This window comes from Paenibacillus sp. FJAT-26967 (assembly GCF_001541095.1).
Lineage (GTDB): Bacteria > Bacillota > Bacilli > Paenibacillales > NBRC-103111 > Paenibacillus_F.
This window is the reverse complement of record NZ_LMXH01000002.1, coordinates 814,766-833,726: the sequence shown is the minus strand read 5'-3', so window position 1 is coordinate 833,726 and position 18,961 is coordinate 814,766. Positions and strand designations below refer to the sequence as shown.

22 protein-coding genes are annotated in these 18,961 nt (G+C 45.3%); 8 read left to right on the top strand and 14 right to left on the bottom strand.

All coding sequences use genetic code 11. The features are described 5' to 3' along the window. Window positions 1-61: 61 nt before the first annotated feature. From AR333_RS13805 to AR333_RS13780, 5 genes are all read right to left on the bottom strand, one after another. Window positions 62-310 carry an acyl carrier protein gene (locus AR333_RS13805; protein ID WP_068775915.1) on the bottom strand — a complete coding sequence of 83 codons (249 nt, stop codon included), beginning with the start codon at window positions 308-310 and terminating at the stop codon, window positions 62-64. Window positions 311-312: 2 nt separating this feature from the next. After that, the gene (locus AR333_RS13800) at window positions 313-1,332 is read right to left on the bottom strand and encodes a hypothetical protein (protein ID WP_068775914.1); all 1,020 of its coding nucleotides are present in this window, start codon (window positions 1,330-1,332) and stop codon (window positions 313-315) included. 97 nt (window positions 1,333-1,429) lie between these two features. Next, window positions 1,430-2,182, bottom strand: coding sequence for a DUF4184 family protein (locus AR333_RS13795; protein ID WP_068775913.1), 753 nt, complete (start codon window positions 2,180-2,182; stop codon window positions 1,430-1,432). Between the two features lie 47 nt (window positions 2,183-2,229). Then, entirely contained in the window at window positions 2,230-2,559 is a 330-nt protein-coding gene (locus AR333_RS13790) for a low molecular weight protein tyrosine phosphatase family protein (RefSeq protein WP_068775912.1), read from the bottom strand. Window positions 2,560-2,874: 315 nt separating this feature from the next. Next, window positions 2,875-3,096: a hypothetical protein gene (locus tag AR333_RS13780; protein WP_172798854.1), complete on the bottom strand. Its 222-nt coding sequence runs from the start codon at window positions 3,094-3,096 to the stop codon at window positions 2,875-2,877. 204 nt (window positions 3,097-3,300) lie between these two features. On the opposite strand from AR333_RS13780, the gene AR333_RS13775 reads away from it, so the two are divergent. Together AR333_RS13775 and AR333_RS25755 are read left to right on the top strand one after the other, a co-directional pair. After that, window positions 3,301-4,068, top strand: coding sequence for a nucleotidyltransferase domain-containing protein (locus tag AR333_RS13775; RefSeq protein WP_068775909.1), 768 nt, complete (start codon window positions 3,301-3,303; stop codon window positions 4,066-4,068). Continuing rightward, on the top strand, window positions 4,034-4,216 hold the full coding sequence (locus AR333_RS25755) for a DUF3891 family protein (protein ID WP_156430913.1): 183 nt from the start codon (window positions 4,034-4,036) through the stop codon (window positions 4,214-4,216). The genes AR333_RS13775 and AR333_RS25755 overlap by 35 nt, the downstream gene beginning before the upstream one ends. A 15-nt stretch (window positions 4,217-4,231) precedes the next feature. On the opposite strand, the gene AR333_RS13770 is transcribed toward AR333_RS25755, so the two are convergent. After that, window positions 4,232-4,705 carry an HAD domain-containing protein gene (locus AR333_RS13770; protein ID WP_156430912.1) on the bottom strand — a complete coding sequence of 158 codons (474 nt, stop codon included), beginning with the start codon at window positions 4,703-4,705 and terminating at the stop codon, window positions 4,232-4,234. 61 nt (window positions 4,706-4,766) lie between these two features. Then, window positions 4,767-5,348: a histidine phosphatase family protein gene (locus AR333_RS13765; RefSeq protein WP_068775907.1), complete on the bottom strand. Its 582-nt coding sequence runs from the start codon at window positions 5,346-5,348 to the stop codon at window positions 4,767-4,769. 428 nt (window positions 5,349-5,776) lie between these two features. Between AR333_RS13765 and AR333_RS13760 the strand changes: the two genes are divergently transcribed. The 3 genes from AR333_RS13760 to AR333_RS13750 all read left to right on the top strand — a co-directional run bounded on the left by AR333_RS13760 (window position 5,777) and on the right by AR333_RS13750 (window position 9,434). Beyond that, complete coding sequence (locus AR333_RS13760) at window positions 5,777-6,511, top strand: TetR/AcrR family transcriptional regulator (protein ID WP_068775906.1); 735 nt, start codon at window positions 5,777-5,779, stop codon at window positions 6,509-6,511. A gap of 26 nt (window positions 6,512-6,537) precedes the next feature. Then, the gene (map, locus tag AR333_RS13755) at window positions 6,538-7,284 is read left to right on the top strand and encodes a type I methionyl aminopeptidase (RefSeq protein ID WP_068775905.1); all 747 of its coding nucleotides are present in this window, start codon (window positions 6,538-6,540) and stop codon (window positions 7,282-7,284) included. A gap of 809 nt (window positions 7,285-8,093) precedes the next feature. Next, window positions 8,094-9,434 carry a hypothetical protein gene (locus tag AR333_RS13750; RefSeq protein ID WP_068775904.1) on the top strand — a complete coding sequence of 447 codons (1,341 nt, stop codon included), beginning with the start codon at window positions 8,094-8,096 and terminating at the stop codon, window positions 9,432-9,434. 81 nt (window positions 9,435-9,515) lie between these two features. Here the strand turns inward: AR333_RS13750 and AR333_RS13745 are convergent, their stop codons facing one another. Then, window positions 9,516-9,845 carry a DUF3892 domain-containing protein gene (locus AR333_RS13745; RefSeq protein WP_068775903.1) on the bottom strand — a complete coding sequence of 110 codons (330 nt, stop codon included), beginning with the start codon at window positions 9,843-9,845 and terminating at the stop codon, window positions 9,516-9,518. A 55-nt stretch (window positions 9,846-9,900) separates the two neighbouring features. After that, window positions 9,901-10,599 (bottom strand): class I SAM-dependent methyltransferase, encoded by a 699-nt coding sequence (locus tag AR333_RS13740; protein WP_068775902.1) that lies wholly within the window; start codon window positions 10,597-10,599, stop codon window positions 9,901-9,903. A 287-nt stretch (window positions 10,600-10,886) separates the two neighbouring features. Here AR333_RS13740 and AR333_RS13735 point away from each other — a divergent pair, with 287 nt between their 5' ends. Continuing rightward, complete coding sequence (locus AR333_RS13735) at window positions 10,887-12,131, top strand: exosporium glycoprotein BclB-related protein (RefSeq protein ID WP_084783659.1); 1,245 nt, start codon at window positions 10,887-10,889, stop codon at window positions 12,129-12,131. Window positions 12,132-12,175: 44 nt separating this feature from the next. On the opposite strand, the gene AR333_RS13730 is transcribed toward AR333_RS13735, so the two are convergent. Both AR333_RS13730 and AR333_RS13725 read right to left on the bottom strand, forming a co-directional pair. Continuing rightward, window positions 12,176-12,475 carry a hypothetical protein gene (locus AR333_RS13730; RefSeq protein ID WP_068775901.1) on the bottom strand — a complete coding sequence of 100 codons (300 nt, stop codon included), beginning with the start codon at window positions 12,473-12,475 and terminating at the stop codon, window positions 12,176-12,178. A 60-nt stretch (window positions 12,476-12,535) separates the two neighbouring features. Then, on the bottom strand, window positions 12,536-12,949 hold the full coding sequence (locus AR333_RS13725) for a hypothetical protein (protein ID WP_068775900.1): 414 nt from the start codon (window positions 12,947-12,949) through the stop codon (window positions 12,536-12,538). Between the two features lie 243 nt (window positions 12,950-13,192). Between AR333_RS13725 and AR333_RS13720 the strand changes: the two genes are divergently transcribed. Next, complete coding sequence (locus AR333_RS13720; protein ID WP_068775899.1) at window positions 13,193-13,573, top strand: hypothetical protein; 381 nt, start codon at window positions 13,193-13,195, stop codon at window positions 13,571-13,573. A gap of 23 nt (window positions 13,574-13,596) precedes the next feature. Here the strand turns inward: AR333_RS13720 and AR333_RS13715 are convergent, their stop codons facing one another. From AR333_RS13715 to AR333_RS13705, 3 genes are read right to left on the bottom strand one after another with little or no spacing between them, the layout of a single operon-like run. After that, window positions 13,597-14,847: a glycosyltransferase family 2 protein gene (locus AR333_RS13715; RefSeq protein ID WP_068775898.1), complete on the bottom strand. Its 1,251-nt coding sequence runs from the start codon at window positions 14,845-14,847 to the stop codon at window positions 13,597-13,599. A gap of 26 nt (window positions 14,848-14,873) precedes the next feature. Beyond that, window positions 14,874-15,956: a glycosyltransferase gene (locus AR333_RS13710; RefSeq protein ID WP_068775897.1), complete on the bottom strand. Its 1,083-nt coding sequence runs from the start codon at window positions 15,954-15,956 to the stop codon at window positions 14,874-14,876. After that, complete coding sequence (locus AR333_RS13705) at window positions 15,953-17,101, bottom strand: glycosyltransferase family 2 protein (RefSeq protein WP_068775896.1); 1,149 nt, start codon at window positions 17,099-17,101, stop codon at window positions 15,953-15,955. The genes AR333_RS13710 and AR333_RS13705 overlap by 4 nt, the downstream gene beginning before the upstream one ends. Before the next feature lie 248 nt (window positions 17,102-17,349). On the opposite strand from AR333_RS13705, the gene AR333_RS13700 reads away from it, so the two are divergent. Next, window positions 17,350-18,951: a collagen-like protein gene (locus AR333_RS13700; protein ID WP_216638975.1), complete on the top strand. Its 1,602-nt coding sequence runs from the start codon at window positions 17,350-17,352 to the stop codon at window positions 18,949-18,951. Window positions 18,952-18,961: the final 10 nt, after the last annotated feature.

Here is an 18,961-nt window from a genome sequence, read left to right as displayed (position 1 = left end):
TTGTAAAGGATTAGCTTATACTAAGTCACCTTTTCGTCCACATTTTGAAATTCCCTACGGCTTAAACGGACACCAACTTGGAATTCGTAAAAGTCATGATACCATTAAATGTATTTAAATCTGCTAGAATAAAATCTTCGTCGGTAATTTGGAATTGAAATTCTTTCGAAATATCGGCTAGAATTTGAACATATGAAATGGAATCTACCCCCCACAAATCATCAAGCGGCTTGTCATAATCCGATTTGGATACGTTCACATCATTTTTTTTGAATATACTCAGAATTTTCTCTTCTGCTTCATTTGCCATCTTCAACTCTCCCGCCCCATTATGATCATTTCTTTTTGCTCTATTTCAACTAACAAGGACCACATTTTCATTTCTAATCCCAGCAGTTCATTGGCCTTAGATTGGATCAGAGGAAGGTTCAGCGTTTTATCACCATTGATCGTTTTATTGATAAAAATCTGCTTAATTGATTTCCAGCCATGCTGTATTTTGTTCACATGAAGCCGTAATGCCTGGAACAACGATTCATCTACTAAGTCCAATTCATTCATGGCTTGAATTAACATTCCATTGGCTGCTTGACGACTGGAGATAATGTTAATTCCAATTAAAGAAATTCGTATGTAATCATCAAACCGATCGCTGTTTTTAATATCCCACAAACCATCGAAAGAAAAATCAGCTAATTCTCTTTTTAATCTTGCTGCATGATTTTGTATGTCTTGTAAAGATAATCGGTAAGGCACAATCTGATCCTGGAGATGATAAATGTAAGCATGCGGACCTCCAAACTCCTTGTCAGTCATAGCGCCTGAATTCATAAAGGCTTCAACGACTCTTTCTTCCGGAATAAGGTGAGTGCCGTAGCCATCGATATCATCATCCAGAACGTGGTACATCTTCGCCCTAGTATCAAAACCATTAATAATGGCGTAATGGCTCATGTGAAATTTATTACAGGCAATATTTTTAGGCAGCCAATAAAATAAATCCACATTTAATTTTATAATTTGTTTGTCCGCAATAATTTCTTTTAATTCCGATAGAAAGTCAGCAGAATCTTTAAAAGTATGAGGCGTTTCCTTGGCGATGACCTGATGCAGAATAAAATCGTTCCAATTTTCTTCATAATCCAACACATCAAGCGTAGGTGTAATAAATGAAGAATCAATGGCTGCGCCCCATGTTTTGTAACGGTAATCGTTCATTAAAGCCGCATATTTGTAACTGGGGTCCACCGTAACGGCTATGGTATAAGCTGCATTTAGAATGCAATTCATCCAAAAATCGTTATACGGTTTTAGTTCAAAGGAAAATTGCATCGTTAAACTCTTCTCCATTCAAAAGTCATTAATATTTTATTTTACATTTTGAATATATTTTATATTATGTGGTTTATTTTGGGAAGGGAAAGATCAACTATTTATTAACTTTATGAACTTTCCTTTTAACCCATATACTTGCAGCAAGCAGTCCTACAAAAAATCCTGAAATCGGCGAAACAACCAGTATGCCTATATAATTCGTACTGCTAGTAAGTGTAACTTTAACAATTACGGCAGCTACAGTAACAAGACCTACAACCATCCAATAGCTCTGTTTAGCAGATCGAGGTTTCCCAGCTGGCCGGTTTATTGGTTCAGCTTTTTTCCATAGGAGAAGCACAAGCAATCCTTCCGTCAATAAACCTGCAATAGACAAGATGTGCTGTAAAATCTTGTACAACGGAACATTCATGATCGTACTCTGTAAAATCCCAACTCTGCTTACAAACCATCCAGACAAATGCGTGAATGCATCCAATAAAACATGCGAATAAAAACCGATTATGACAGACAAAAGAAAAACAATCCATTTGCGCAGACTGTTTAATTTCCAATCTCGTAGAAGTCCCCTCGCTTTATTCTCTATTTGAGCTGTGGCTGGTAAATGATCAACGAGTGGAATTTTCAGAATGTGGTGAAAAACAAAAGCCAGCAAGATGCTGAGCGGGATTGCCTGCAGGAACAAACCCGCTAAAGAATGGCCTATGAGCTGGTAGGGTTCAAGGGCTATAAAATATTCAAAATCAGGGGACATACTGCCAAGTATCAGTCCGGTTAAACTCAAATACCGGGGGAAGATCAGCTTCAAGGGTCCCGCATATAGAGGATGAGCAAATGTAAAGGGCATAGACAGGGATACTCCTCTCATAGATGTGCAGACAAATCCGTAAAGGGTTATTCAGGAACCTCCAAATAATCGGATACTCTTGACTTCAAAATCTCGATTAATTCTTCATCCATAAATTTATAATCATCCGGAATGTCCAGGCAGATCACTTGCTTACTCCTTACTTTAGCTGAAAATTTATCTTGAAGCCTTCTTGTATGCTTCTTTTCCATTACAAAGACTGTATCCGCCCATCCGATGAGCCCCTCTGTCACTTTAATCCGGGCACCTTCTTCCGTCCCAGCCGATTTAACCTCGTAACCGTTGTAACCATCAAATATTTTTTCGGCGGTCAGACTCCGCCATTTGTTGCGGCTGCAAATAAAAAGTAGTTTCATCTCTTGTTACCTTCTTAGTTTTAGTAGATTTATTTAAGCTGCTAATCAAAATAGTTTTTTGATGCTTTTCTTATTTCTGCTTAAGTTTAGTTGAAATTCATCTAATTTATTTATACCTTTGTAATGCTCGGATAAATTCTGAAGGAACACAAGATCATATGGAAGAGACAGATCGTATTTGAAAATGCCCTCCTCCTCTACATGACAATGGGTAAAATACCCGGATGGACTCAGATAATCTATCAAGTAGGTCTTACTCCACTCTGTTTTGTAGACCAACTGTTGTTACTAGTACGTGTTCTGCACAATTCACCTTTAATATCGTACTCCCAGATCATTTTTTTCTTCCCAAGGCTCAAAAGAATTTAATTCGGTTGAAAAAATGAGGATTCTCCCTTTATCGAGAATGGAATTATGAGGATTTAAAATCCTGATCTGTTTAACAAATTTTTCTGCATGTTCAAAAGAATCAAATATGCCTTCTTCATGAATCGCACCATTAACATAAAACATACGAACTCCATAACATCTAGTCATTGTTCTCTTTCTCCATTCACAAATCGTGTCATAGAATGAACCGCATCTTCAAAAATATCTTGCGGTATATTTCGTCAGGCTGATTATTAAACTAACTGGCAGGATAGTTGAATGATTTCGCGAAATAACTTTAGTCATGACGAATTTACGAAGTTCGCAAAAAGACGTTAGCCGAAAGAAGTTCTTAGTTTAGGAGGAGTCTATATGATATTAGAAAAAGTTATAAATAGAATTGTAATACAAAGTGAATATAAGGATTTTGTTGATAAGTATATAGATAATATACTTACCGAATTTAAAGGCAAGATTCATAGCATTTATATGTGTGGCTCGATTCCAAAAGGAACTGCTAAACCTTTTAACTCAGATGCAGACTTTACTATTGTATGTGTAAATCCCAAAGATATCGATTACGAAAGATTGTCAAATATTAAAGACAGGCTTTTGGAAGAATATCCAGTAGTAACTAAGATTGATACGATAATTTGCTCGATTGACGATGTATTAAGTAAACCAAATGAGTGGGGTTTTTGGGTAAAGATAATTTGTGTTTGCATGTATGGTCATGACGTTGGTGAAAAAGTACCACCGATAATTATTTCTCCAGAGTTCATTTTAGACTTAAATACAGAGACCAGGGAGGAAGTAGATCGTATACATAGTTTACTTTCTAATACTAGTGATAACACAATGAAAACTAGATATATTAAAGGTTACTCTAAGAGATTAATTCGTGCATTATACTCTTTGGTTTTAGAAGATACAGGTGTATGGCAAGACGACATTATTAAGATGAAGAATGCCATATTAAACTATTGTGAGATTGACTCCGCTTTAGTTGATTATCTGTATGCTTGTTACTTGGATAGTAATGTACTTGTTGAAGAGTTTCTGGGAATTGCAGATGAAGTATATAGCTATTTTGAGAACGCCTTAAATGCAATGGCTGCTTCCAGAACTTCCTTGGGCTAGACAGCAGCGTCTTAAAGCGAAACTGAACCAACCCGGCGAAAGCATGATAGAGCAACACTTTAAACTCCTGAAATTATGTGATGAACTTTCCTTGTATGTGTGCCTTAATGAACCGGGAGTCTCTAAGGACGAGGAACATCCATGGTAAAGGGAAGGTTTGTCATCAGATTATTGGCGTTCTTAAAAGCTCGACTGCTTTCTCTTTTAATTCTATACTTATTCCTCTATACCCTTGACACTTCAAAAAACGATCCTTGGTGTAGATACCCATATCCCACTCATCGTCTAATATTACAAAGGACTCAATAGATCTAGTTTCCTGGTTCTCATGCAGCCACATTTCGATTTCTTTCCATCTGTTCTCCGTGTGAAGATGTTTGTCTAGAATCGGAGTGATGTCTAACAACCTTTTTTCAATTCCAAATTCAACAAAATTTCTTATGAGCTCCGTCCACAATCTGCTGTCAGTACCGTAGTGAATTCGCCATGTTGAAGTTAGCACTATATATGAATTTGTTTCTTTTAAAATCATTGCGAGATTCATCATCGATTCTTGATCGAAATCAATCGTGTCTTTATTACTATTTTTCTGCATTCTTACAGCACGATCTGTATTCAATACACCGTCAATGTCCAAAAAGATAATCCTCATCTATCTATCACTCCATGATCAACCTTGTCAAAATATTATTGAATAATCAAATTATCCGCTCGCTCCAAAGTCTCGTTACTTCCTGCAATTTCTTGTCGGCAAATTCTAACTTATAAATATCCGGCATCGTAGTCGATCTCCAAAAATCATAATCATAACGGGGGTTAAAATAATTCATCATGAGTGCCATAATATCTCCATGGGTCCCGACGACAATTCGTTTACCGGCAAACTCATTCATTAACTTATTTAGGACATGTACAGCTCTCTTCTGAGCCTGACTACTGGACTCTCCACCAGGAAAAGAGAAATCCCATTCCTCATACAGCTTCTGCTTCGACATATAAAAATGCTCTGATTTGATTTCATAACCTTCTCCTGTTAACTGCCTTTCCCGTAAGTCTTCTTCAATAATTACCTCAATCTTTAATACATGTGACAACTCCCGAATGGTAGCTGCAGCCCGTTCATAAGGACTCGATACAAGGATTTCAATTTGCTCGCCCATTAGCAGGTTTCTCACTCTGCCTGCGTCTTGTTTACCTTGCTCCGTCAAACCTCTTGTGCGTTCTGCTCCCGCCGCATACACGGATTCCGCATGTCTTACAAAGTAAAGGTTGGTCTGCATACTATTCACTCCTCGAAAAAATAACAGCATTATTATCATCTAAAGATGAATTTAAAATATATAGCCATCAACTACAATGTAAACTTTGTTAATAATACGTATAACAATTCATCAAAGTTGGTAGTATATGTACCCTATTATTTCTTCTGAGAATTATTGTAATAGTTCTGTTTAATCTTATTTATAAGTGAAGTTCTACTCATCTTTTATTTTACCTTCAAATATATAAGCAATTTCTATTATGGTGTTATCTCAATCCGACAGCCGATTCATCATATTGAAATATAACTTCTTGTCCACCATGTCGAAAGAATCTACACCGTTTACTAGGTTAAACCGGAATCCACGAGCTAATCTCTTGTTATTCGCAAGGCGATGGTTTATATTGACATAGTAGCAGGTCAAAAATAAAGAGGTGAACGGAAGAGATGACTCCACGCACGAAGGAACAAAACGAAGAGATACGGCTGCGGCGTCTGGCGCAAATCCGGAAAGCAGCTGCCGACGTGTTTTTAAATAAAGGGCCTTTACTGGAAATCCGCGATGTGGCCGCGCAGGCGGAACTCGGCTATGGCACGGTATACCATTATTACAGCAATAAGGGCGATTTGCTCCACGATCTGCTATGGGACGCGTTGGAGCGGGCCGGGAGATGGCTGGAGGCACCGCTGGAGGTCCCGAGCGCTTTGGCATCAGGGCAGGCTCCAGCGGACGGGCATTGGGGCTACGCTGCGGAGGCTTTCACCGGGAACTCGGCTGATGCGGATTCCCGAAGCGAAAGCCGGCAAACAGCCGCTGCCGCAAAGCTTGGCCCCACAGCCGCCGCCGGCGTCCGGCTGATGCAGCTTTGGGCGGACGACCACGCCCTGTATCTGCTGCATAAGCTCGCCGGGGAGAGCTTTTCCTGGCTGCCTGAAGCGCGCTCAGCCCCGCTCGCGGCCGCCTTTCGCCGGGAGGTGCTCACGCCGCTGGTCGTGCTGCTGGAAAACGAGCATGCAGCGGACGGAGCTGCCGCTTCCGGCGTAAACACGGCGGAGCCGCCGTACTGGCTGCAGTGCGCGGAAATGCTGCTGGCCGCCTTGGTCGGCTGCGCCTCGCTTTCGCTTCGCCGCGGAAAGCTGCATGAGGAGGCCATGGATATCGCCCGGTTTTTAAAATTATAAAGTTAATAAGGAGCGAATAAACAAATATGATCATTTTAAAATCACCTAGGGAAATCGAAGAGATGAAGCCGGCGAGCCAAATCGTTGCGGACTGCTACCGCGAGGTGACCAAACTGATCCAGCCTGGAATTACCACCCGGGAAATCAATGACTTTGTTGCCAGACATATCACCAAGCTGGGCGGCAAGCAGTTTACGAAAGGATACAACGGTTTTCCCGCCGAAACCTGTACTTCGGTCAACGATGTAGTGGCCCACGGCATTCCTTCGAACCGGGAGCTTATGGACGGCGACTTGCTGAAGCTAGACATCGTCGTGGAATACGGCGGATGGTTCGGGGATTCGTGCTGGTGTTACGCGGTGGGCAATATCCGGCCGGAGGCACAAAAATTAATGAAGGTGACAAAGGAATGCTTAGATCTCGGGATCGCCCGCGCTCTCCCCGGTAGCCGGCTCGGTGACATAACGTCAGCGATTCAACGGCATGCGGAAGCGAATGGCTATTCAGTCGTACGCGATCTGCTGGCCCACGGGATCGGGCGGAGCCTGCACGAGGAGCCGAGCTACGAGCATATCGGCGCAGCCGGTAAAGGCATTCGGTTAAAGGAAGGCATGGTTTTTACGATTGAACCGATGATCAACGAAGGTACGTTCCGAATCACGATCGACGAAGATCGTTGGACAGCGAGAACGGCCGACGGCAAGTTGTCGGCGCAGTATGAGCATACAATCGCAGTCACGCCAGACGGACCACTGATTTTAACAGCCCAGTAAGATTAAAGGCCAATAGACGGGAGTATGTCCTTTCAGGAAATAAGTCGAGACCCCTGCCTATTTAGGCTGACGAAAGTTCATAATCCGAAACGACGAAAAAGCGCAGGCCCCAGCCTGGAACCAGGGAAGCTTTTTACATTTACCGATTTACGAAAAACCGTCCAGCATGGCCTCCTGCTTTGCTTGTTCCCGCTTGCCGATCAGCTCCAGCCATTGTTCGTCCATATGGACCATTGTTATCCCTCTACCTATTGTTTTCCGCTTAAATCACGGATCATTAAAAAAAGCAGAGACCGCTCCCTTCTCTTACTAGCGGGAAACGAGCTCATGCTGCTTTTTCAGGCGTTTTTATATATTTAATTATGGAGTATAGATCATTTTTTTCTTTCGCAATTATTATATCAGACTCACGGAATAACAATTATATCCTTAAAAGGTATAAATATGTTTTATTTATTTTGGGAACTAATACAATCAACCAGAATAAGTCCTATTAAAAATCCAATAATGTAATGCATTGACATATCTTGAAACCACATGCTAGAATTCAGCTATAATTACTTGATTATGGTTAACTTATCTATTCCAATTCTACTTATAGCTCTTCAGCTCTGCTGCATTCTCACCATTCTCGCTCCTCCTATTCCTTTACAAAGATAGTCTCCCTTTCCCTTCGATTCCAGTAATATTCGGCACAAGTAATATCCGGTAAACCGTACTAGAGTTTATTTTGGTATGAGGCGTATAACTACGCTTACATATAACCGCAGCCGCGGTCACATTTTGAATAGGAGAAGGAGAGGGAGTTTATGAGGTTCAGGAATATTGTAGGGTCCGCACTTATTATCGCATCGGTACTGGTAAGCGGATTCGGTGGAAAAGCGGAAGCAGCTGTAGCTCCGGTTAACCAGACGCAGCAATTGACGCCTAATGTGGAGAGCAAGGTGCCGCAGCAGTCTCTTGCAGACCCGCGCACGCAGCTTGATGCGCCCAAAGCCGGTAAGCTGGAGGCACGACTTCAGAATTCGCTGGTCACTACGGCAATTAATGACAGTCCGGGCTCAGCTGCCACCGTCGTAACGGGAGCTGTATATTCCGATAAGATATCGGAAGCAAGCGGTCAAAGATGGTATGTTCTCCAAACGAACTCGCCCGGCAAGCTGACGGCCTACCTTCAGACCGTACAGTCGGCGTCAGTCGATTATGACTTGTATTTGTTCCGGTATGATCCTGCTACCAGTCAATTGGTTGAGCAGGAAGTTTCCTCTTACGGACCAGGTTCAAACGAACAAATAAGCCGGATCGCTCCAGCGGGAATTTACTTTCTGGCTGTGGATGCCTATGCAGGATTCGATGCGGTAAATCCTTATTATTTCACCGTCGTACAATCACCTGTCTATGATGCGGCCGAGCCGGACGATAATATTTGGCATGCACAGCTGAAGACCGACTCTTTCACCGTTAACCAGCAGACGATTGATAATACTCTGGATGCAGACTGGTTCAAATTAACGGTTACGGCCTCCAAAAAATTTCATATTAATTTGTCCAACACAGCCGCGGGGACTAATTACCAGCTTCAAATTTTCAATCAGAATCTAGGTTCAGTCGGCTCTGTTAATCAGAATACGAACGTTGACGCCTCCCTTGGTGCGGGTACGTATTACTTGCGAGTCGTTTCACTGAACTCATCGAATGCCTCCGCTCCCTACACGCTTGCGTTCAATGAATTCAAAACGCCTACGCAAGTCAATATTCAAAGCATCACCTCCGATCCGAATATTGACGCAGGTGCGCGTATCAATTATGGCCAAGGAAACAAATGGAGAGTTCAGAACTATATGACCGTCACAGGTTTGGCCCAAGATGCCTCCGGTGCACCAGCGTTTAATGCTCCGGTTACCGTTCTTATCCAAACCAAACTGAATAATCAGGTTTATTCTGCATCGACCACAACAAGCAGTACGGGTTCCTTCAGCGTAACCATCAGCGGGATTCAACCGGCTATCGGTCAGAACATGTTCACCGGTTATGCCTCTTATCATTATTACGATATTATTCCATTCCAGGTTTACTCCAATGGAAACCAGCTGGTTTCCAATGACTCTTCCCTCTATCATTTTGGATATTCCATATACAGACCGCACTGATATTCAAAAGAACTTGTTATCCATTTAAATGTAAGCAAGAGCCTGAGGAATTCCTCAGGCTCTTTGACGTTCGGTGCATGATTAAAACAACGGCAGATTATCCAGATTGTTGTCTTTAACGCCATCCGGCTCACTGCGCAGAATATCGCGTCCGTAGCGGTGGAACACATCTACATTGGCAAGTGCCCCGTTTTTCGCTTCGCTTAGAGCCGTCACATAGTCCAGTTCGCGCCCCGACGAGGTTTGAACGGCTATGATATCACCATCGTTGTTTTTTCGCACAGCAATAATAAACTCTTGTCCTTCTGCCGCAGCTGCCTGAAGTTGTTCCTCATTTGCATGCACAGCTCCCTGCTGCCTGTAGTTCTTATATATTTCCTCGAAATTTGGACTGGATGGATCCTGACTCATCATCATCACCTCATCCATTAGCATGCGTAGAATCTGTCAAGATTAGTCAATTAACTTACAAGCCTGAAGTTTCTATCAGATAAGAGATGATTGCATCCATTTTTTTATCTCTGGGATAGAGGAATCCTAAACCGTTATTGGAAAGTGCTTGTTTAAACTGGAGAGGATACTCCGTTTCCTGCATAAAATCCTCAACAGCAGTCAGCACGCCGTTTCGTTCTCCCTTTTCAAATAAGGCATTATCTACGGTGCAATTGAAGCCTCCAAATTCAAGGAGTTCTGACTGTCCGGGCTCTATTCCTCTCTTGGCATGAGGCTTGCGGTGTTCATCCGGTATGTTATCAGGCTGATAATACATATCTCTGCGACCATAAGGCCACTGTGTATCATGCAAGACGATAACTGGAAACCTTCCTTGAAGCTTCGCAATCCGTTCGGCCTGCTTCAACTCATGGTATACGGTATACCAATTGTGATCCCCGTCAATGAACAGCATGTCGCATGAATCGATTTGAGGCAGCGCCTCTAAGCTTAGCTGCTCCAGTACCTCGAACCTCTCCTTATAGAACGCTTTAAAGACGGTCACATCGTATTGAGGATAAGGATCAATACTGATGCATTTCCCTTCCACAGCTCTGCAATATTCGAGCAATTTTACCGTGGTCAGTCCTGTTAAGGAGCCGATCTCAACGATTGTTCCAGGCTGTACCGCAACCATCGCCGGTTTGATCAATCTTTCCCAAAATCTATGCATGGCCGTCTCCTTAATAAACAATGGAATTCCTACCTACAGAGACCAGTCGGTCATAGTGGGATGTTGGTCCTTAATGCTGTGCATAGTTAACCCTTACCCCTGTAGTTTGAAGTAATTTATCGTATGATTCACGGTTGTTGGTTGTGCAGGATCTCAGTAGGATCTCACGTACATCGGTTCGAACAGCTACTAGCCCATATCTTGGTACAGTACAATCATCCTGCCTGTTCCCGAATAAAATGCAACTGAAGATAACTATTCATTCCATTCAGAAAGGGGCTTATTCAATGTCGCAGGCAAATCTCCCCAATATAACCCCTACGATCAGCGTAACTAGAGAAGACGCCATTAATTTAATCTTGTCTTCCATTGCACTAGAAGAATTAGGGTTAAGTCACATTATCAATGCGGAAGGAGAGAAGCTGCAGTACGTGCTGGGAACGCTGCCCGGTCTGACGGGACCGCCAGCCACAATCAGCGACCTGCTGACAGTGAACCAGAGCATCCGCAGCACATTGGACTCTACCGCCAGGAATCAGCTGTTTCTCCAGTCCAAAATGGAGAGTGCCCTTAACTCTTCCGTCCTGATCGGACCGACTGGTCCTGCCGGACCTACAGGACCAGCCGGCGGTCCAGTCGGACCGGCAGGAGCCACGGGTGCAACCGGACCTACAGGTCTGGCCGGAGCTGTAGGTCCTGCCGGAGCAACCGGCAGCACCGGTGCCGCCGGGGCAACGGGTCCCACTGGCGCTGCCGGAACGACAGGTCCGACAGGATCGACCGGGCCTATCGGGATTGGCCTGGGAGGAATCACCGCTTTTGATGCCGGAGCAGCACCGACCTACCCGCTGGGTCAGGTGGTCTCTTATGAAGGCGGCACCTATATTGTGATTTCTGCGCCTCCGACAGGAGTACCGGGAACATCACCGGATTACGCCCTTATCGCTGCCCCCGGAGCGACAGGAGCAACTGGGCCTACCGGGGCAACCGGTGTCACCGGACCTACCGGACCTACGGGCTCTAGCGCCATAATCCCTTATTCTTCGGGAGCACCCGTTACCTTAACAACGCTTGCAGGCGGCTTGTTAGGAACGACGAGTCTTGTCGGATTCGGTAACTCTTTCTCAGGTGTTTCCCTCACGGGCGGAAATATTGATTTGACCGGAGCCGGCGGTACGGCTTTCAACTTTGCCTATTCGATACCGCGGGCGGGTACGATCACATCTATCGCCGGATATTTCAGTGTTACTACGGCACTCACTTTACTTGGAACGGCTGTAATTACTGCCCAGCTGTACAGCTCAACTGCACCTAACAACACCTTCGCCCCGGTTGCCGGCGCTCTTGTCACCTTACCTGCACTAACTGGCATACTTTCAGTAGGCACTGTCATTAATGCTATTGCGACAGGCTTAAGCATTCCTGTTGCTTCCCAAACCCGCCTCTTGCTAGTCTTCTCCGTAACGACTACGGGAATTGCTCTGGCAACTACAATAGCGGGATATGCAAGCGGCGGAGTGTCGATTACTTAAATGAGAAAACAAGCAGAGCTTTCATTAAGCTTCCTGCTTGTTTCTTATTTGTGCATCATATTCACAATGGTATTCAGTTTTCTATACAACAGCATTTCCTCCAGCAATACGGTATCCAGTGTTGCCCGGACTTCTTTGTTGATTAGCATAATTTCCTTCATGGTCCCTGGCTCTGAGCAGGCATGTAGAGTTCCCAGGACAAACTGAATCTTCTCTGCTTCCGCATTAATGATGTGGCTTAATCCGATTTCTTCCATAGCGATCGAGATTAGAAGCATATTGTAAGCATCTTCTGCCGTCAAAGTAATGTCCGGCGTAATGTTGGGAACTACGGGCAGGGACATACGCTTATCTCCTTACAGTTCTATTTAGAAGACAGAATAAGGACGCTCTATTCTCTCTCCTCAGCCTTCTCTCAAATCATCTTGTTCCAACAGCCGTTTGCTGATCTCGATCATTCGAATGAGCTGCTTCTGCTTCTCCACCATAGCTTCAAACACCCGTGCAATCCCATTTTGAAAATCATTTATCTGCTGATTGGTAGGCGAAGTAGGAAAACTGTTGTCCCTGCCTGTAAAAGCTTCAATTTTATTGGCTTGGGCATGAATTAAATGAGCAATCGCAGTTTCCTCCAATGCGGCTGAGCACAAAAGTTCTCTTAACGTATCTGCATTGGAAAGATTTTGACTATGTAAGGTGAGATCATTGATCATTTTTTGCGGAAAAATTGCAGAATTTACTTCCCCGTCACCAGTCTTCGGCCCTTCTTCTTCATCCATCTCCAGCAGCAGCTTATCCGGAACAACATCGTATTTCATACATACACCTCCTCTTCCAGCAGTTGCAGAACCTTTACCGCAAGTTTTTTTATATTAAACATATGCAAGAGAAGAAGCGCTCATGCTCAAACCTGAGCAGAAGTCAGTCCGTTTCACCTCTTGCCGGATGATAGGAAAGATTGTCTATGTTAAGTTGTCTGCCCCCACATAGGACAATCATGCTAAGCCATACACTAAAAGGGACAATTTAAAAATATAAGTTACATAGGAGGTCTTCATTCAATGTCCCAGCCATCTATCCCCAATATTACGCCGACTATTTCCATTACGAAGAAAGAGACAATCTCTCTCTTATTAAGTTCCATAGCTATGAATGAACTTTCAATTGCTCATATACTCAACGCCGAAGCCGAGAAAATGCAGGCTTTCGTCCACTATGCCAATCATTCCAATTGTGTGAAAACCAAAGATTATTTGCGTTTTAACAATTCCGTTTCCAAATTACTGGAAGATATTAATATGGAGCAATGGCTGGGTCTGAATAAAATGGACCGGATTATCTGTCTGATGGAAGATCATTATGAACAGCATTCCTGCCACTCCCGCTGCAGAGAAGATCATGATCACGATCTTGATTGTTATGAGGAATGTGAAGATGAATAGCTGGCGGGAATGAAGGCGTGCCTTTACTGTAAGGTTAGGCAAATATCGGTATTCCTGATCGCAGCAGGGTTCGGGATGAATTCATGTATAGCCGCGTTCCAGCTGAATTCTGCTTCTCTGCGCACCATCCGTATCCTCCTCAACGTCACCAGGCCGCTGTCCGCTGAACTGAGCTTCATATTATACAGAATACTTATCCCATTAGCGTCACCATCCAATTGCAGCTTCACTCCTGCAAGTCTGCGCGCTTGCGCACCTGCAAACCATTCCTCCGGATTCATCCAGAGAAGATATTGTTTGGTTGCCGCTGAGCGCATATAGGACCAATCCGGAACTCCAGAATCCCCTAGCTCTGAGGTAATGACCCGACATGTTAATCCCGATACATAATCTTTAACTTCATCTGAAGGTTGATTCCCCAGTAGTATCCATTCATCAGCCAAATGCCTGACGCTTTCCATCATCTGTTTTAACTGCCGGCATGAAGTTGCCGGACCGATCGGTACGATAACAGACATTGTCGCCGGTTCTTTGTATATCAGACTATGGATATCTGCCCCCCACTTCTGGCGGGCTTTTTCCCGGTTAAGGACAAGCAGTTCATGTAAGCTGGATTCGTTCAGAATTCCCATCGTCATATGTCCAAAATGGTGAATAAAAGAATCATATACGATTTGAATGCGATATCCGCTATTCAATACCCGAAGGCATAAATCATCATCTTCATAATTGCCAAGGCCATACTGCTCGTCGAAGCATCCAACCTCTTCCAGAACCTCGCGTTTGACAAGCATGCAGAAGCCGACAATACGTCTTTCATCCGACCGCTGCCCTTTATGCTGAGCGGCATGCTGGATTGAGAAAGCTTCCGCTTCGGAGAAATCCTGATAATGGACAGGAATCTGCTGACGCCCGCTAACGTAATTGCTTACAGGACCGACCATTCCGATGATAGTGTCGCTATATAGTGCCGACAACATTCTCGTCAGCCATCCGGGTGTTACGATCGTATCATTATTCAGAAATAATATCGTATCCCCCGTCGCTGCTGCATACCCCTGGTTGCATCCTTTGGCAAAGCCAAGATTCGTCTCATTCTGAATCAGCAGGACATCAGGCTGACCGAGCAAGTATTTAACGGTGCGGTCTGTTGACCCGTTATCAACGACAATAATTTCATACGGTTCAGGTGTATGGCGTCTTATACTTTCCAAACAAAGATAGGTCAGATAGATTTGATTATGAGTCAGTATGATGATGCTTGTTCTGTTCACTCGGTCAGCCCCCTCCTATGAATTCACTACTCACTTGCCACTAGATTGTGTGCAGTCCGAAAATAATTGCGGTTATACAGCATACTGGGATGGGCAGGGCTGCTTTGAAGCGCCCGTTCGTTATGCTCAAAAGCTTGCTTATACTCACCGATCCGGTCATAGCATAAGCAAAGCTGCAGATGTGGATACCAGGTAGAAGCGGTCCGGTTCATCATCCCCATTGTTTCAGCAGGGGTTATACTGATCGCCTGTTGGTACCAGAATATAGCAGTCTCATACTTCTCTTCCTCTATAAAATAGTTTCCGAGCGCGCAAGACACTTCGGGACGTGGTGTTTCATAACGCAGCGCCCGTGTCAGAGACTCAAATCTCTTCGTCTGATTGGTCAGATGCGTATAGCATTCGGATAGTTTCAGACAAGCTTGAATGTTATCTTCAATCCATCCCTGACCCGTGTTCAGCATAGCATCGTAATAACCGGCCGCTTCCTCGTACAGGGCATGATCTTTTAGTTCATTTGCGAAATAATACAGGTCGCGTACTGAGAATTGCTCTCCTGCTTGCTGCCGTTTGCGGTAAATTTGTAAATTGCGGTCCGTATGAGACTTCTGCTTATGGTGTGTAATGCAGACATCACTGTCCAGATAGTTTCCGGAAACGGCCAAATATTCATGCACAGGCCCTATCCACTGGAATCCGCATTCCCTCCTTACAAGCCGGTTCCTGCGTAAGCTTGAAGTAACTTTACCCTCTCCGTCAAAGGCCAGATTATAGGGCATTGTGACACGATCTATGTCTGGGGACAAGGTTTGTTTAAGCAGCTTAAGCCCCACACGATCTTCTTCTTTTAAAATGTCGTCTGCATCCAGCCACAGGATGTGGGATTGTGTAGCTTTAGAGAAAGAAAAATTGCGAGCTGCGGCAAAATCTTCGACCCACACAAAGTCATACACATTATCCGTGAAAAGAAAAGCGATCTCTTTGGTCTTATCCGTAGAACCCGTGTCCACAATGATGATTTCATCTACAATGTCTCCTACGGATTGCAGGATTCTTGCCAGGGTCTTCTCTTCGTCACGAACGATCATACATAAGCTGATTGTAATCATGGCTGGCTCCGTTCTTCCTCCTTAACGCTGTCTTCTTCCAGTCGGCTCAGCCGTCTGTAAGCCCAACTTGCTTCTGGATGATCCGGTGAAAGTTTGAGCGCTGCGGCATAAGAGTCTTTTGCATCGTTCCATTTCTTTTGCTTTTCATAGCATTGCCCGAGGTAATAGTAGGGCTGAAAAGATCCAAGTCCTTTGAGTGTGAGATAATTCAAATTGTCTTCTCCTAGTGCCAAACAGTGCTCAAAGGCTCCAATCGCTTCTTTAATTCTGTCTTTATTCAACAAAATGACACCTTTATAGAAATGCAAATCCACATAATCCGGATACAAAGCAATGGCTTTTTCAATCGCAGGCCATGCTCCATCATAGCTTCCAGTCAAAATCAGCGAAGCATACTTCAGTTTATACAGCATGGATGGAGGCGTGATCCTTTTCTGTAAAAATTGGACGATAGATCGGTTAACATGTTCGAAGGTCAGCGGGTAATCGTTTATTCGATAATATTCACTTGCTATATGGTACTCGACCCAAGGATCCGGATCTTTGCCTTCCGAAGCTTTAAGAAGCATGGAGAGATTGCGTTGAAACTTGGATTTGCTTCGTGTCACATGTTCCAAATATCCATAGTGGTAGACTTTAACGCCCAGATTCGGTGTATCAGTTAAATCCTCCAGTACATCATCCACGTTAAGCTGTTCGTGAATAGCCCCTTTGAATTGCAGTCCTATCCGGTTACGGAATAGACGATGATGCGCCAACCGATAAAGACGATCCGGATGAGGCGGCGAATGCCCATAGAAATTAATGAGCTCTATACACGCGATATTGACGTGTTCCAGATCGAGCACTTCGCGCAGATGATGAGCTTGGGCGGCATCCACTTCCTCATCTGCGTCCAGCCAAAGAATCCAATCTCCTGAAGCTTTGATTATTCCGTAGTTACGTGCTTCCGCAAAATTCCCGTTCCACGGAAAAGAATAAACGCCCGCTCCAAGCGAGCGGGCGATATCCGGGGTGCGATCCGTGGACCCTGTATCCACAATGATCATCTCATCCACAAATTCTTTGACACTTGAAAGACAGCGCCTTATCCATTGTTCTTCATTTTTAACTATAATACAAAGCGACAACGTTTTCCGCTCCACGTCAGCACTCCCTCTTAACGGTATTGTTACGTGTACACACACTTTTTTTCATGTATTAAGTACACCCTGCGCATTCCCTTTTATCACCTAATTTATTCTCCGGACTGTAAAATATCACTACAAAGATCCTCTTTCATCCAGACCTTATAAGCGGAAGCGGAATTGTACCCGGAAGAGCAGGTATAACTATACGGAGATTATAGATAAGACATACACTATTCCATGCCGTAAGAAGGAGCTGCTCGAATATGTCTGAATACGACTTCCCTAATTTTTCACCTGACATTTCAATCACTCGAGATGATGCGGTAAACCTCCTCCTCTATTCCATTGCACTTGAAGAACTCGCTCTTAGCCATATCCTTAATTCCGAGGGTGAAAAACTTCAGTACGTATTAGGTACTCTTCCCGGAGCGAATGCACCGATAACGACAATTTCGGATTTACTCGAAATAAATGAAAGTATTCGGGGGACCGTTGAGGAAGTCAAAGAGGTCGAAAGCATCTTACAAACTAAACTCGACAGTGTTCTGTCGATACCAATCGCGGTAGGGCCGACCGGACCAACTGGCCCTACAGGAGCTTCAGGCGGTCCGCAAGGACCGACTGGCGCTACCGGGCTTACAGGCGCTACCGGCGCCACGGGTGCCACCGGCGCCACTGGAGCGACTGGTGCCACTGGCGCTACTGGCGCTACTGGCCCTACAGGCGCTACTGGCGCTACAGGCGCTACCGGCGCCACCGGCGCTTCGGGCGCTACCGGGCTTACGGGCGCTACCGGCGCCACTGGCGCCACTGGCACTACAGGCGCTACTGGCGCTACAGGCGCTACAGGCGCTTCGGGCGCTACCGGGCTTACGGGCGCTACCGGCGCCACTGGCGCCACTGGCACTACTGGTGCCACAGGCGCTACGGGGGCTACGGGAGCCACGGGTGCCACTGGAACTACTGGCGCTACAGGCGCTACAGGCGTCACTGGCGCTACGGGTGCTACCGGCGCGACTGGCGTCACTGGCACTACTGGTGCCACGGGCGCTACGGGGGCTACGGGAGCCACGGGTGCCACTGGCGCTACTGGCCCTACCGGCGCCACTGGCGCTACTGGTGCCACTGGCGCTACTGGCGCTACCGGGGCCACTGGCGCGACTGGTGCCACTGGCACTACTGGCGCTACTGGCACTACTGGCGCTACTGGCGCTACGGGCGCTACCGGCGCTACTGGTGCCACTGGCGCGACCGGCGCTACGGGCGCTACCGGCGCTACTGGTGCCACTGGCGCGACCGGCGTCACTGGCGCTACTGGCGCCACTGGCGCGACCGGCGCCACTGGTGCCACTGGCAGCACCGGCGCGACAGGAGCGAGTCTTAATGCAACGGGGTTTTCTGCCGTCAAGACTTCATTAAGTGTATCCGCCAGTACACAATTAACAGGCTGGACCGTAACCAGCCCTTACTATGGCAGTACAGATTTTAATGCTGCAACCGGGAACTATACCGTTCCTGCCACAGGTCGATATTCTATGGCTGCAACTATCAATTATGTGACGTCAGCGACCGTTACGATCTCTTTAGGGGCAGGGGTTAATCCAGCCTTTGTAATAAGTAGAACCTCACCAACCGCAACGGATTTAATTAACGGGTTGTTCCCTCTTTTAAACGTAAACGTAGCCTTGGTGCTAAATTTAAGAACAATACTGGGCAACGGGGTCATAACATTGGCAGGGGATGTTCAACTGAATGCAGGGGATGTGATCGGTCTCTTTTACCAGGCAAACGGTTTGACGCTTGGCCTCAACCTCGGAGGGACTAGTCCAGCTGGTATTGTATGGTCTGTATTCAGGTTGACGTAACTCATTCGTG

Excerpts from the sequence above, each read along its gene's own strand:
- AR333_RS13760 (WP_068775906.1), top strand. The coding sequence starts at position 5,777 with ATGACTCCACGCACGAAGGAACAAAACGAAGAGATACGGCTGCGGCGT.
- AR333_RS13710 (WP_068775897.1), bottom strand. The coding sequence starts at position 15,956 with ATGATTACAATCAGCTTATGTATGATCGTTCGTGACGAAGAGAAGACC.
- AR333_RS13795 (WP_068775913.1), bottom strand. The coding sequence starts at position 2,182 with ATGCCCTTTACATTTGCTCATCCTCTATATGCGGGACCCTTGAAGCTG.
- AR333_RS13745 (WP_068775903.1), bottom strand. The coding sequence starts at position 9,845 with ATGAGTCAGGATCCATCCAGTCCAAATTTCGAGGAAATATATAAGAAC.
- AR333_RS13720 (WP_068775899.1), top strand. The coding sequence starts at position 13,193 with ATGTCCCAGCCATCTATCCCCAATATTACGCCGACTATTTCCATTACG.
- AR333_RS13750 (WP_068775904.1), top strand. The coding sequence starts at position 8,094 with ATGAGGTTCAGGAATATTGTAGGGTCCGCACTTATTATCGCATCGGTA.
- AR333_RS25755 (WP_156430913.1), top strand. The coding sequence starts at position 4,034 with ATGCAATGGCTGCTTCCAGAACTTCCTTGGGCTAGACAGCAGCGTCTT.
- AR333_RS13765 (WP_068775907.1), bottom strand. The coding sequence starts at position 5,348 with ATGCAGACCAACCTTTACTTTGTAAGACATGCGGAATCCGTGTATGCG.
- AR333_RS13780 (WP_172798854.1), bottom strand. The coding sequence starts at position 3,096 with ATGACTAGATGTTATGGAGTTCGTATGTTTTATGTTAATGGTGCGATT.
- AR333_RS13735 (WP_084783659.1), top strand. The coding sequence starts at position 10,887 with ATGTCGCAGGCAAATCTCCCCAATATAACCCCTACGATCAGCGTAACT.
- AR333_RS13805 (WP_068775915.1), bottom strand. The coding sequence starts at position 310 with ATGGCAAATGAAGCAGAAGAGAAAATTCTGAGTATATTCAAAAAAAAT.
- AR333_RS13790 (WP_068775912.1), bottom strand. The coding sequence starts at position 2,559 with ATGAAACTACTTTTTATTTGCAGCCGCAACAAATGGCGGAGTCTGACC.
- AR333_RS13775 (WP_068775909.1), top strand. The coding sequence starts at position 3,301 with ATGATATTAGAAAAAGTTATAAATAGAATTGTAATACAAAGTGAATAT.
- AR333_RS13700 (WP_216638975.1), top strand. The coding sequence starts at position 17,350 with ATGTCTGAATACGACTTCCCTAATTTTTCACCTGACATTTCAATCACT.
- AR333_RS13740 (WP_068775902.1), bottom strand. The coding sequence starts at position 10,599 with ATGCATAGATTTTGGGAAAGATTGATCAAACCGGCGATGGTTGCGGTA.
- map (WP_068775905.1), top strand. The coding sequence starts at position 6,538 with ATGATCATTTTAAAATCACCTAGGGAAATCGAAGAGATGAAGCCGGCG.
- AR333_RS13800 (WP_068775914.1), bottom strand. The coding sequence starts at position 1,332 with ATGCAATTTTCCTTTGAACTAAAACCGTATAACGATTTTTGGATGAAT.
- AR333_RS13730 (WP_068775901.1), bottom strand. The coding sequence starts at position 12,475 with ATGTCCCTGCCCGTAGTTCCCAACATTACGCCGGACATTACTTTGACG.
- AR333_RS13725 (WP_068775900.1), bottom strand. The coding sequence starts at position 12,949 with ATGAAATACGATGTTGTTCCGGATAAGCTGCTGCTGGAGATGGATGAA.